This is a genomic window from Paenibacillus sp. MT124 (assembly GCF_058792755.1).
The window spans coordinates 3,071,530-3,084,593 of sequence record NZ_CM179500.1 but is presented as its reverse complement, the minus strand read 5'-3'; the positions used below and the strand labels follow the sequence as shown (position 1 = coordinate 3,084,593).

The following is a 13,064-nucleotide window of genomic DNA, read 5'->3' as shown; positions in this document are numbered from 1 at the left end:
TGCCTAGTAAAAATCCTTTGTCAGCGAGCCGATGATTTGAATGGTGGCCCCGTTGTCGCCATGTGCGTGATTGTTGAAAATGTTGAAAAAAAGCCGATTGCTATACATCAGTTTAAGCCTGTTGATGCTATTGAGCATCCCCATATTACCAAGGGACGTTGGATGATTGATAAGATGGTTCTCTCCAGCAGCGGATTCCTGAACCTTCGCGAGGATTTCCTGAATTTTATCAAGTGTGAAGCCTTCTCCGTTATCTTTAATCTCCAGAGCCCATAGTCCGTTATATTGTTTCACCGTAATTTGAATGCGCCAAGGCGGTGCCGTATTAGAAAAGGCATGTTCAATGCAATTCTCTACAAAAGGTTGAATGACCAGCCTCGGAAGTCGAATTTCACTCGCCAAAGCGTCGGCATGAATCTCCCACTCCAGATCTTCTTCATACTTCTGCTGTACAAGTGATAAGTAGTGTCTGGTATGCTCCAACTCATCTGCCAAAGTCACATGTGCGTAAGGCGAGGAGACAATATAGCGCAGACTGTCCGAGAGATGTTTGCACATATCCGATACTACCTTGGTCTTCCCCTCCTGTGCTGCGATGCTGATGAGATACAGGACGTTGTGTATAAAATGAGGAGCAATCTGAGCTTGCAAAGCAGAATTGCGCGCCATGACTTCTTCATGTAAGGCTGCCTTTTCCCGGTCTATGGATTGCTGCAATCGTTCCATCAAATCCTGAAAAGCTTCATTCAGCAGCAGCAAGTCATTGTTCTTCGGTCTTTCATCCACCTTCAGATTCATGTTGCTGTAATTGATACGCCAGATCTGACTACGAAGCTTGCGGATCGGAAGCAGCAAATTGCGTGTGGTCAAGAGGATGTACACAAAAGACACCAGCATCAAGGCTGTAATCAATAGGATCGACATGCTTTGTACCGAATGGATTGAGCCTAGTACCGACTGTTTCGGTGTAACAATATAGGTAATCCATCCCGTGCTGGGGGAGGTCGAATGCGTGACGTAGTTGTTCTGTTTGTCCACGTCCAATCCTTCGTCGGATAACGGCTTGGTCCATTTCGACAACGTGGTTCCTGATTCCGATCCGGTCATTTGATTACCTTGCTGATTCAGAATATACACCTCGCCTGCAGCAATTCCCTCAGTGAGTTTTTGGATATAAGCCTGATCCATTTGAATACTCAGATAACCGTACACCTTCCCGTTCTGATCATTGATCGTGCGGACAAAGGAGATCGTATCCTCTTGGCGCACCAGATTGAATCCGTTCCCTTCCCACTCTCGTCCATCGCCGCTGTTAGCCATCATGCTGCTGAGCATGGCGGGAAGGTCTCCACTTCCCAGGTACGAGGTGAGCAGCACCCCTTCCTTGTCATAGATCGTCATGTCCTTCATATTCATACTGGGTCCGATGGCCTGAAACATGATGTCTTTCAGCTTCCGGATCTGATTCAGCCTCTCGTAATTACTGTGAGCCGCGGAACTCTTCTCCATCGTTGCAAAAACATCCTTACTGGCCAAAATTCGCTGGGACAACTGGTTCTGCTGCTCAACATAGAGATCAACCTGCTCTCTGACTTTAGTCGCTGTCACTAGCATATCCTGCTCCGTTTTTAGTTTCAGCGGGCGGATAACGATAACGTTTACATAAACGATAAAACAGCCCAGCACGAACATTAGCAGGGCCAGAAATGTCAAGAATACCTTCGTTTGCAAACTGAATTGAGTTGCCCGATGTATCAGCTTTATCATCCTTCCAAATGTCCTCCTGTTCCCCCAACATGATGCGTCTCTCAAGCATTTATGTCCTACTGTATCATGTGAACGTTTGAAATGATAGCGATTTCAAGTTCAGAATATTACACATGAACGTTCAAGCACAGACATGTACCGGGAACAGATAAAAATTTATAATCGAGATTGTAAACGGATTCATTAAACGTTTTAGAGGGGGATTTGCATTGAAGAATCATACAAGAAAAAAAGCAGCATCCATTGTTTTGGCCAGTTTATTATCCATATCATTAACCGCATGCGGATCTGGAGGAAGTGATTCCGGAACAGCTGCTGGCGGAGACAGCAAAGGTTCCAAGGTCACACTGGAACTCGCCATCTCCAAAAGCTCGCAGGACTCTGCCTTTATTCAGCAGGACATTCTGGATGAGTTTGAAAAACAGACAAATGTACGTGTGAATCTGCAGCTTATTCCAGCAGAACAGACCACGACCGTACTGCAAACCAAGCTGGCTGTTGATGAAACGCCTGATATCATTCAATACAATCTGGCGAGTGCTGTGACGGACCTGAACCTGGAACGTAATTTTGAAATTCTGGATAACGAACCTTGGGCGAGCAGAATTGTGAACAAGGACGTCCTTTCTTCCGGCGGTCATCTCTACAGCTTCCATGTCAGCCAGGATACAGGCATGCAAGGGGTTGTTTACAACAAACAGATCTTTGAAGACCTTGGTTTGTCCATTCCGACTAACTATGAAGAGTTTTTGGCTATATGCGAAAAGATCAAGGCGAGCGGCATCACTCCCGTATTTATGCCTTACAAAGATGCCTGGGCAGCCAACATCTGGCCCGCAGCAGCTTTTGCTGACTTTGTAGCCAAGAATGATCCTACGTTCTTTGATGACCTGAACAGCAATAAGAAAAAATGGTCCGATATTCCGGAGTTCAAAACCTTCCTGGAGCAGCAGTACGAAGTGTACACCAAAGGCTACACCAACACAGACGTGCTTAGCGACAGCTACGATATGGCCGTGGGTAAATTCCTGAACAAGGAAGTCGCCATGATGTTTATGGGTGACTGGCTGATCGAAGGTGTGGCCGAGCAGGATCCTAGCATGGAACTCGGCGTCTTCCCAATTCCGTCTTCCCAGGATGCGAGTCTGGGTGCGAGTCCACTCGGCGGGCAGCTGTTCATTCCGAAGAAATCCAAACATCTGGAAGAAGCCAAACAGTTCCTGGACTTTATTGCTTCGAAGGACGTTGCTCAGCAGATCGTTGATTCGAAAGGTTATGTATCCAATTTCAGTGACGTAACTACGCCTGAGCTGCCTGCCTATAAACAGGATATCGTAGACAATTACATTACGCCTAAGAAAACGGTGCTAACTACTGATGCTTATATGCTCGTGGACCGCAGTGAACTGTACAGATTGCTGCAGGATCAATTTGCAGGCGGATTGACACCGGAAGAAGTACTGAAGGCGTGGGACGAGAAGTTCAGCCAGCTGATGCAAGACAAAGGTGTAGCCGGTTTCTAAGAAGATAAAAAACCGGGCAGCATAGCATCTTGTTACTATGCTGCCCGAGCTATAACGGAGAGTGAGACATGAAAAGGGCTAAAAATCTGTATTCGTACTACATGATCTATCCGGCATTGCTGATCTACTCCATCTTTTTCGTCATCCCTGCCATCGCAGGATTCTACTATTCATTTACGGATTGGCGGCTGGATCGACTGGAACTTCAGTTCATCGGCTGGGACAATTTCAAGAAGATCTTCTCTGACAAAACGCTGATCCTGGCACTGCAAAATACGGCGATCTTCGCGATCGTCACTGTCGTTGGCAAAAATGTCATCGGTCTATTACTGGCTGTAGGACTTAATATGAGATTAAGAACCAAAAATCTGCTGCGTGCCATCTTCTACTCCCCTTCCATTCTGAGCATTCTCGTCATCAGTATTTTGTTTACACCGATGCTGCGAACCGAAGGCACGATTAACAACTTGCTCGAAGCTGTAGGCTTGCACTCGTTAAGCCATGCTTGGCTGACCAATCCGTCCATCGTCATCTGGACCATCGCCATCGTCTCCATCTGGCAAAGCGCCGGATTTCAAATGGCCATCTATCTGGCCGGGCTGCAATCCATTTCCCAGGAATACTACGAAGCTGCTACCATTGACGGGGCTAGCTCATGGAAAAGCTTCTTTAAAATCACGCTGCCACTGCTGCTGCCAGCCATTAATATCAACCTGATGCTGACCCTGATCGGTGGACTGAAAGTATTCTCGGAAGTCTACGTCATGACGGGCGGAGGTCCGGGAAATGCTTCTCAGGTTGTGGGTACCATTATTCTGCGTTCCTTCGGTGAAGGCAACTGGGGACTCGGTACCGCAGTCAACACACTGCTGTTCGTCGTTGTCACCATTATCGCCATTCCGCTGCTGATTTTTATGCGTCGTAAGGAGGTTACCGAATAACATGGGCTATACTCGCAAACTTGCCATCCGCAATTACATTGTGGAAGGATTTCTAATTCTGGCCTCCCTGATTGTTCTCCTGCCGCTCGTGATTCTGATCTTCGGTTCATTCAAAACAAGCGCAGAGGTGCTCAGCTTCTCCCTTAGTTTACCTGATACATGGCAGTTCTCGAACTACGTGCGGGTCTTCGAAGAAGGCGGCCTATCGAGGGCTTTTCTCAACAGTATCTGGATTACTGGCGTATCCTCGGTAATCAATATCGTGGCATCTTCAGCTGCATCATTCATTCTTGCTCGCAGAGAAACGAAAGTCTCCGGAACGATCTATATGTATTTCTTCATGGGACTCATTGCTCCAATGTCGATCATTACAACGATTCGAGTTGTACAGGGCTTGGGCTTCTATGGAAGCATTACAAGTGTTATCCTGATCTATGCCGCTCTGAATACGGCATTCAGTGTATTCTTGTACAGTGGTTTTATCAAAACCATTCCGAGAGCACTCGACGAGGTTGCATTTCTGGAAGGTGCAAGCGTGTTCGGCGTATTCTTCCGGATCGTCACGCCGCTCATTCTGCCTGTTAACGCGACAGTGGCCATCATGGTGTTCATGTCGGTATGGAATGACATCACGATTCCGGTTTACTTCCTGACAGACAGCTCCACGTGGACGATGCCGCTTTCGATCTACAATTTTTACGGCAAGTACAGCCGGGACTGGAATTTGATTTTCGCCAATCTTGTACTGACTTCGCTGCCCGTATTCATCCTGTACTTATTCGGTCAGAAATACATCGTAAGCGGCCTTACGGCTGGAGCAGTCAAAGGCTAAAAAGCTCTACAACCGGAGCTCATTTTCTTAAATGCCACCCAAAGAAACCCACCTAACAAGGTGGGTTTTTATCTTTTAACCTTTTGACTTCAACTTTATGGGAATCTACTATCCTGCACTAAGCTTCGCTCTTCTTTTTGACCCGCTTGGGCCTTGTCAATTCGTAACTGTGCTTAATCATTCCTTGCACATCCTCTACAGGCAATTTACCTTCCACATTAACGGTGTTCAGTGTTCCTTGTTCATATGGTAACCGGGAATCACCTCCGGGAATGCATTTCGCAGGAAATCTGAACGTTCCGGATCACACTTCAGATTTACACATACTTGTCCGTTGTAGTTGTGCAATATGAGTGCAAATAATTTTTGGTTTCCTTGGTGGCGTATCGCCGTCCATCCCTCTCCAAATGGATGATCTTCATATGAACTGGGATACGACAAGCAGTATTCCGTTAATTCTTCTAACGTCATGATCTGTTTCCTCCATTATCGTTCTCTGAGTTTACTCTTTCCTCGCTGCAATGAATCAGTCGAGTCGAACGACGCTCAGTATAGAAATCCTTCCATCCCATTTTGTATGAACCGTTGGTTATATGCAAGGTTACTTCATTGTGAAGGACAAAAAAGAACCGGCACTTCATGCCGATTCCTGTGAACTGCATATATGAAGCTGCTGCTGTATTACACCTCTTGGGCCACTTGCGGTAATTTATCCGGTGCTTTGTGGTTCATGATTGGAATCATGGCGAATGCACCGATGAGAAATAAAAACCCTGCTCCGCTGTAGATGGTGCTCAGTGAAAAGGTATCTTTTAGCGCCCCTGCGAACGACATGGAAATGACCATCATGCCTACAAACATCGGATTCAAAACGCCATTTACACGGCCAACAATCGAAGCCTCCGACCATTTCAGAATCATAGTGCTGATCCCTATATGAATGCAAGGGAATACCAGTCCATTCAGAAATTGAACAGTCAGCGTGACGGGAACACTTGTTGAATAACCCACGATGGCTGTACATACCGCACCGGCTACCATTCCAATCGCCAGCAGAATTTGTGGTGGAACCTTCTTCGCAAATGTGGCTACTATTCCCCCACCAATTAGCATGGCTGCACCATTCACCATCAGAAGATATTGCAGGAATTCCTTGCTCCTGCCAAGCTGCTCGGTAACAATGAACAGGTTGAGCGCTTGAGCTACGCCAACGGAGAGACCCGCAAGTATAAACGCCAGCCCGAGCATTCGGAGCACCTGACTTTGCCAAACGTAACGAAACCCTTCCACGAATTCTTTTCGGAACTGCCCTTTAACCGCTGCCGTTTGTGTCTGCATCTGATCCTCGGGCAGACGAACAAGAACGAGTGCGGACAGCAGGAAAACGATGCCCATAACAGCGATGGATATTTCCAGGCCAAACGTGCTGTATACGAAGGTGCCAAGCATCGGGCCAAGCACCATAAAGATGGCCATCAGCGATTGGAATAGAGCCATGCCCTGCTGCAGCTGTTCTTCTGCAACATGATACTTAAACAATCGCATGCTTGAAGGTTGGGAGAACTGCGACAGAATTGCCGAAATAAATGCAACAAGGTAGACAGAATGCCATGAGCCATAATGTATGGTCAGGAGAACTGCAAATACCGATACGGCAGATAATACATCACACCATATCATCGTTCGTTTTGGCCGCCAGCGATCAGCAAAGGTACCTCCGATGAACGAAAACACAAAAATTGGCGCAAACTCAGCCACACTAATGAGTGAAATGGCGTATGGATCATTATTCGTTGTCTCTGCCACATACAGTAGAATTGCAAAATTCCGAACCCAGATGCCGATCTGTAGGAGAACGCTGGATAACAAGATTGTCTGAAGAAACCGATTGCGAAACAGGCTTGGTGCATTAGTGCCTTGGACTTGCCTATTCAATCCCCTCAACCTCCATTTGTCATAAAGATGTCCATACTTTAATGATCTGACGTCTCCCTTCAAATCATAATTATACGGACATCATCCTCCCACGCCTCCGACTAAAGACTGATTTTTCCAATTCGAACGTTTTCCTTAAATTTCGCAATGAAGTCAACTCAGCGCTTCGGACCATGCGAACGCAGCTGTTCATCCAGCCATATCAGAGCAGATTGCAGCCTATCTTCCGGTACGGTTTCATATCGGTCTCCCAGAGAAAGTTCAAATGAACAATGCCCAGTCTCACTGTTTTCGTTTAGATACGAAGTTAACCCTATTCCAAACTGCTGCGTCATTCTGCTGAGAATCGGTTCAGCTTCAGCTGGGGTTCGTTCGATGTATACATGAAACATATTCGACACGGGTACTTCGGGCAGCGTGCGTACTCCATAACATTGATTCAGCAGTGAAGCGAGCTGCTTCGCTTGTTCATAATAGATTCCCATTTTATTGATACGTTGATCATAATAATATTGGGCACTTAGAATATAAGGATACAGACCGATCAGATCCCCGCCAAACCGGCGTTTCCAAACTCGGGATTCCTTAATCATATCCTTATCTCTAGCCAGTATGGCTCCTGCAATACCGCCAATACCTTTGTAGAAAGACACATACACACTATCAAACAAGCTGCAGATCTCTGCTGCCGACTTCTGATAGTAAGGTGTGATCTCAAACAGTCTGGCTCCATCCAAATGCAGCTTGATTCCGCGTTCACGGCAATAAGCCGAAATGGCTTCGAGTTCTTCATATGGAGGCAGCTGGCCACCAATCTCCCGCTGGGGCAATTCAAGCAATAGACAGGCTATCTCGCCTTCGATAGCTTGTACATCTTCCAGTCGTATCAATCGGTCCTTGTCACCAAGCAGAACCGCTTCAATCTGATGAAGCTCCTTCAACGCATTCTCTTCATGAATTTCAATGTGACACAGGGGATGATACGCTACACGCTTCAGTCCCTTATGATCACAGTAAATCCGCAGCGCTATCTGCTGTGACATGGTCCCGCTCGGGAAAAAGATGGCCGCCTCCTTGCCCAGTACTTCAGCCATCTGCCGCTGAAAATGTTCAATGGTTTCTCCGCTCCCGTAATGATCGCTGTCCATCTCACCGTCAATGTGCTGAAATGCTTTCTGGAGCACCTTGATTTTGCGACTGCCATGACCGCCAACGATATACTCAGCCTCCATGAACGCTTCCATTAATGAATCCGGTGTATCGCTCAAGCCATATCCTGCAGTCTCTTCAGCAGATGTCTCTTCGATATCACCTTTAGTTTGATTACCTGCATGTTGCCCCATCTGGCTCACACCTTTCTATTTAACCTTTACATAACCATTGTCATTCGTGAAACGAAGTTATATCATGCTTTGCTTTTACTTCCGCCAAAAAGTCGAGCAGTCTGCCTTGTCTGTAATATTAAAAGCAATAATTCTCTCCAGCAGAGAAAAATCCAAGGGTTGACTCCATTTGATTCGAATCAATTCCTTCGTATGATCATAGCCAGCCTCCACAATCTCATCTGAAAACTGAAGAATGCCTGCCTTCTCGGGCGCAATCGCCATATGCTGTTTGGCTACGCTGAATCCGATAATGAAGGTCTCATGATCAGTAAACATTGGCTGATTCCATGCAATCTTGGCCTTGAGGTTAGGAAATCTCGCAGCCACCCAATTCAGCACTTCTTCGGCTCGAGCACGCTGTTCCGGGTTATCCATCCGTGCCAGAAAATCTTCAAATTCCTTCAAGTAAATTCCTCCTATATAGAATATAGTTAGTCCGTTGGTTTAATTGGCAACTTACTCTTTTCCTCAAGTATACACGTTCATTTCAAGTCTCCAAATAAAAATTCGTTTGATTCGTGCTGTATCTCTCTGGAGCAGCTTAAAGTTCTTGCCGCTAAGCGGACAACTCCTTCCACTGAGCAACATATCATATGACAAAATGATAGATTGGAGGAATTGCTATGGTTCGTACTCTTGACGCCCGTACGTCACTGGGGTCAGCAGGCATTACCCCGCTCAACGTTCCGCTTGGCGCAAATACACCTACCCTACTCGGAGTTGTTGGACTCAATATTTTAAATCCGGGGCCGATCATTCGAACGCAATTTAATGGGACCTATCGGATCTCAGTGTCCAATGTGTCTTCCTTGCCTTCTTCCATTCGTTTTGAAATATTCAGAGGGGCAACTTATACGGGCCAACCGATCTATGTGGTTTCCCAGCCTGTGTTTCCTAACGACAGTACGATTTTGGCGAGCTTTGAAGGTTCAGAATACAATGTGCCTGCACCAGCCAATGGGCAGATCATCTACTCCTGCTTTGCAACGTTCGTCCCTGTATCCGCATCAGAACAAGCCACCCGTCTTGGACCGGAGTGCTTCAATGCGGTCGCTTACAGCGACGATTAACTCTACGTTTCGATTACTCCTTAGCTTCGAAGAAAGGAGGACTTCAAATGGTAAAGACATTAGATGCAAGAACTTCTCAAGGCTCTAAAGGGGGTCAGGGCGTTCTCACTCCCAGTTTCACAAACGGCGTTCCTTTATTGTTCGCCCAAGTTGGGCTGCAAATAAGTAATCCGGGACCAACCATCCGTACACTTTTCTCAGGTATAGTCACGGTAACCGCCAATCAGTTATTTAACAACGGTTCTCTTGCCATTGAGGTATATCGTGGTTTGGGAGCCTCGCAGCAGCTGGTGTACCGCGCAGAAAGGACTGTCATCGGCAACCCTTTCTTTAGCCCGTGTGTGCTCAGTTTTACGGGCTCCGATTATAACGTAACTCCACCGGGAAATGGCCAGCTCGTCTATTCTGTCTATGCGACATTCTCCTATGGTCCGGATACCGGCGTAAGCAATGTCCGACTCGGACCCGAAAGTTTCAACGCAACTGTGTATTCCGATGACTAAGTCGATGATTCGGACAAAAAAAACGCTATCATGTCTCGTACGTATAGACTAATAATAAGGATGCTCGATCCAAATCCAGTGCTCTCCGATGGTCAGAGCTGGAGGGATCAGGCGTCCTTATTCTTGTTTTCTATTCAATTTTGCTTGTTAATGACAATGGAAAGACTATAGTTCGCATGTTCGTTTAAACGAACAAGGAATTGATCCAACACTTCATTGGATGGAAATCTGGCCTCCAGAATGTAGCATCCGTTTCCGCTCACTTTATAGTTATTTAGTACAAAATCATTTTCAGTTTTAACAAAAGACAGGAACGACTGATGATGTGGATTCGTCAGTTTGATCGTGATAAACGCATGGATTAAGCAGTTTAATTTGACTTGATTTACTTGGACGGTGTATTTTTCAATAACTCCATTTTCCTCCAGCTTCAACACTCTCGAAGCAGCTGCTTGTCCAGTGAGATGAACCTTCTCTCCCAGCTTCTTCATCGTAATGCGACTGTTCTCGGACAGCTCTTTAATAATTAATTCATCTATGTGATCGAGCACTCGTTATCCTCCCCCTTTTAATTTTAGTATCATCACCAATGAAAACCCAATTCATGAGATAAGTAAAGCTTACTCTATTCTACATACAAACCCATCATGAAAAGAAATACTTTCATTATTCAAGTAAATGAGAAGAAAGACTTGATTCTATGCATGTACGCAGACATGCGGAGCGTGTAAGCTATTTATATATTTATGATCAAAGGAGAATTACAATGAAAATAACTCAAATCCGAAATGCTACGATTATCGTTGAATATGCAGGACAACACTTTTTAATTGATCCATTCCTGGCTGACAAGGGCGTGTATCCTCCATTCCCAAATTCTGCGAGGCAGGATCAGAAGAATCCATTGGTCGACCTTCCGACTTCTGTTGAAAATATAGTCCGTGGTATCGACGCGGTGATCGTTACCCATCTTCATTTGGACCACTTTGATGATGCGGCAAAAGAAGCACTGCCCAAAGACATCAAAATGTTTGTACAGAACGAAGCTGATGCGTCTGAAGTTAAAAATGCTGGCTTTAACAATGTAGAGATTCTTCATGAAGATTCAGTATTTCAGGGCATTCAACTCTTTAAAACAAAAGGGGAGCATGGGAGAGGAGAAGTCCTGAAGCTTGCTGGCGAAGTATGTGGTGTGGTCTTTAAACACACTAGTGAGCAGACTTTATATGTAGCAGGGGACACCGTTTGGGTCGAATCTGTTCAAGAAGTGATCCACACTCACAAACCTGAAGTTCTTGTTGTTAATGGAGGAGATAATCAGTTTCTGGAGGGTGGTTCCTTGGTTATGGGCATAGACGATATCTATAAAGTATACCAAGCAGCACCAGACGCGAAAATCATTGTAGTCCACATGGAAGCAGTTAACCATTGGGGTCTTTCCAGAGAAGACTTAAGAAGCTTTTTGAAGGATAAAGGAATCACCAGTAACATTGCTGTTCCTGAGGATGGAGAATCCTACGTATTATAATTCAGCTATAAAAAAAACAACACTCCTCTGTCACTTCGTGACGGTCAGGAGTGTTCTTCTACTGCTTACTTCACTGAAAGCAAGCTGTCCGTAATAAATTTCAATTGTCCTTCCAAAGTGATAGGGTCGTTATATGTGTCCGATGTGTTATCCAGCTGGAAGACAAGTCCTTCTTTAACAGCAGGCAGATTCTCCCACAATGTATTGCTGTATACAACTTCGGCATCACTTGTATCGCCCGACCACGGGCTTGTAAAGATGATGTCACCTGCATATTCCGGCAGCACCTCCATGGAGATCGAAGCAAAACCTGTTCCGCTGTCGATCGCTTCTGCCTGAGCCTTGGTAGGGGCATTTAAGCCAAATTCACCATAGAGGATTTCACCGCCACGACCATAGTTATGGCCGAATACGTACAATCCCTTCGCGTATGGATTCAGAATGGAGACAGTACGGTCACCGACTGCGGCCTCAACTTTGGGTTTCCATTCCTTAATCTGCGCTTCCCAGTTTGTAACCCAGGCTTTCGCTGCATCTTCCCTATTCGTTAGCTTGCCTAATTCAAGCATAAGATCTTTATAGTTGAGTTTGCCATACTGGATCTGCACCACAGGGGCAATTTGAGACAATTGATCAAGGCCTTCTGTGCCCGTATAAGCTATGATCAGATCCGGTTTGAGACTTACCAGCTGTTCCGCTGTAGGCTGCTCACCCAGATCAGTTGTTCCTTCACTTATCAATTGATCCTTAATATACTTATTGCCCATTGCTCCAGAGAGAGCTCCCACCACGGGAACATCCAGTGCTACAAAGTATCCTGTCGTAAACGCCGTCAAATCAACGACACGCTGCGGTGTCTTGGGTACCTCGACTTCTCCCGCATCCGATTGGTATGTAACCGTCTCCCCTTCGTCATTCGTCGCTGGTTCAGCTGCAGATGCTGAGTTAGTTGTCTGCTCTGCCGTGTTAGCACTTGCATCGGTCGCTGTACTCGTCGTCGCGGCTTGACCACATGCACTTAGTACAAGCAGCACGGTTAGTGCCAGAATAAGCAAGATCGAATAAGATCGTCTCAACAATGTAAACCCACCCTTTTTTAATTGATATTGATAATCGTTATCACTTTATCATGATGCAGTCTATTTTGACAAGCTAATTCTGGTTCTCATTTTAAAATGAGTTAAATTGAATGTTTAATCCCGCAGACAGACTTCCATTCCCAGATCAAAAAAAGCCGCCAAGGCGACTTTTAAGACAGATTGTTTAGTGTTCGGAGAACTTTATAGCCTCGCAACCTTATCCGGTATTAGCTCTCTTTCAAGGTATCATGATCAACTACCATCCAATTGTTATCCCTATATTGCAGCGTTATTTTTACAGCGATGGAACCCTCATTCGAACGATATTTACTTATCACAAGTGTGGCCTCATTCTGCTCGTCTGCCAGCTCAAACTTTTCGATCCGCAGTAAAATTCCCCGGAGATTGCTTTCATTACCTTCATATAAACCTTGCTTAAGCAATTGTTCATAAGTTAGGTTATAAACGTCCACCTTATATATCGTTCGTAAGAACTTCATT

Annotated in this window: 13 protein-coding genes and 1 pseudogene; 6 read left to right on the top strand and 8 right to left on the bottom strand. The window is 45.6% G+C overall.

Annotated features, from left to right (window positions below; translation table 11 throughout):
* Nucleotides 1-3: 3 nt before the first annotated feature.
* On the bottom strand, nt 4-1,767 hold the full coding sequence (locus AC3RCI_RS14150) for a cache domain-containing sensor histidine kinase (protein WP_492529591.1): 1,764 nt from the start codon (nt 1,765-1,767) through the stop codon (nt 4-6).
* 209 nt (nt 1,768-1,976) lie between these two features.
* Between AC3RCI_RS14150 and AC3RCI_RS14145 the strand changes: the two genes are divergently transcribed.
* The 3 genes from AC3RCI_RS14145 to AC3RCI_RS14135 all read left to right on the top strand — a co-directional run bounded on the left by AC3RCI_RS14145 (nt 1,977) and on the right by AC3RCI_RS14135 (nt 5,063).
* Nucleotides 1,977-3,290 (top strand): ABC transporter substrate-binding protein, encoded by a 1,314-nt coding sequence (locus AC3RCI_RS14145; protein WP_492529589.1) that lies wholly within the window; start codon nt 1,977-1,979, stop codon nt 3,288-3,290.
* A 68-nt stretch (nt 3,291-3,358) separates the two neighbouring features.
* Complete coding sequence (locus tag AC3RCI_RS14140) at nt 3,359-4,231, top strand: carbohydrate ABC transporter permease (protein WP_492473685.1); 873 nt, start codon at nt 3,359-3,361, stop codon at nt 4,229-4,231.
* A 1-nt stretch (nt 4,232) separates the two neighbouring features.
* Nucleotides 4,233-5,063 carry a carbohydrate ABC transporter permease gene (locus tag AC3RCI_RS14135; protein ID WP_492473684.1) on the top strand — a complete coding sequence of 277 codons (831 nt, stop codon included), beginning with the start codon at nt 4,233-4,235 and terminating at the stop codon, nt 5,061-5,063.
* 118 nt (nt 5,064-5,181) lie between these two features.
* On the opposite strand, the pseudogene AC3RCI_RS14130 reads toward AC3RCI_RS14135, so the two are convergent.
* The 4 genes and pseudogenes from AC3RCI_RS14130 to AC3RCI_RS14115 all read right to left on the bottom strand — a co-directional run bounded on the left by AC3RCI_RS14130 (nt 5,182) and on the right by AC3RCI_RS14115 (nt 8,758).
* A pseudogene (locus tag AC3RCI_RS14130) lies at nt 5,182-5,534 on the bottom strand (MmcQ/YjbR family DNA-binding protein).
* 210 nt (nt 5,535-5,744) lie between these two features.
* Nucleotides 5,745-6,998 carry an MFS transporter gene (locus AC3RCI_RS14125; RefSeq protein ID WP_492529588.1) on the bottom strand — a complete coding sequence of 418 codons (1,254 nt, stop codon included), beginning with the start codon at nt 6,996-6,998 and terminating at the stop codon, nt 5,745-5,747.
* Between the two features lie 158 nt (nt 6,999-7,156).
* Nucleotides 7,157-8,266: a threonine aldolase family protein gene (locus tag AC3RCI_RS14120; RefSeq protein WP_492529907.1), complete on the bottom strand. Its 1,110-nt coding sequence runs from the start codon at nt 8,264-8,266 to the stop codon at nt 7,157-7,159.
* 150 nt (nt 8,267-8,416) lie between these two features.
* Complete coding sequence (locus AC3RCI_RS14115) at nt 8,417-8,758, bottom strand: iron chaperone (RefSeq protein WP_492529905.1); 342 nt, start codon at nt 8,756-8,758, stop codon at nt 8,417-8,419.
* A gap of 248 nt (nt 8,759-9,006) precedes the next feature.
* Here AC3RCI_RS14115 and AC3RCI_RS14110 point away from each other — a divergent pair, with 248 nt between their 5' ends.
* Together AC3RCI_RS14110 and AC3RCI_RS14105 are read left to right on the top strand one after the other, a co-directional pair.
* The gene (locus tag AC3RCI_RS14110) at nt 9,007-9,453 is read left to right on the top strand and encodes a hypothetical protein (protein ID WP_336780041.1); all 447 of its coding nucleotides are present in this window, start codon (nt 9,007-9,009) and stop codon (nt 9,451-9,453) included.
* A gap of 47 nt (nt 9,454-9,500) precedes the next feature.
* The gene (locus tag AC3RCI_RS14105) at nt 9,501-9,956 is read left to right on the top strand and encodes a hypothetical protein (RefSeq protein WP_336780040.1); all 456 of its coding nucleotides are present in this window, start codon (nt 9,501-9,503) and stop codon (nt 9,954-9,956) included.
* A gap of 134 nt (nt 9,957-10,090) precedes the next feature.
* Here AC3RCI_RS14105 and AC3RCI_RS14100 read toward each other — a convergent pair whose 3' ends face one another.
* The gene (locus AC3RCI_RS14100; protein ID WP_336780039.1) at nt 10,091-10,507 is read right to left on the bottom strand and encodes an Lrp/AsnC family transcriptional regulator; all 417 of its coding nucleotides are present in this window, start codon (nt 10,505-10,507) and stop codon (nt 10,091-10,093) included.
* A gap of 215 nt (nt 10,508-10,722) precedes the next feature.
* On the opposite strand from AC3RCI_RS14100, the gene AC3RCI_RS14095 reads away from it, so the two are divergent.
* The gene (locus tag AC3RCI_RS14095) at nt 10,723-11,484 is read left to right on the top strand and encodes an MBL fold metallo-hydrolase (RefSeq protein WP_492473678.1); all 762 of its coding nucleotides are present in this window, start codon (nt 10,723-10,725) and stop codon (nt 11,482-11,484) included.
* Nucleotides 11,485-11,549: 65 nt separating this feature from the next.
* Here the strand turns inward: AC3RCI_RS14095 and AC3RCI_RS14090 are convergent, their stop codons facing one another.
* On the bottom strand, nt 11,550-12,563 hold the full coding sequence (locus AC3RCI_RS14090) for an ABC transporter substrate-binding protein (protein WP_492529586.1): 1,014 nt from the start codon (nt 12,561-12,563) through the stop codon (nt 11,550-11,552).
* 227 nt (nt 12,564-12,790) lie between these two features.
* On the bottom strand, nt 12,791-13,063 hold the full coding sequence (locus AC3RCI_RS14085) for a hypothetical protein (protein ID WP_492529584.1): 273 nt from the start codon (nt 13,061-13,063) through the stop codon (nt 12,791-12,793).
* Nucleotide 13,064: the final 1 nt, after the last annotated feature.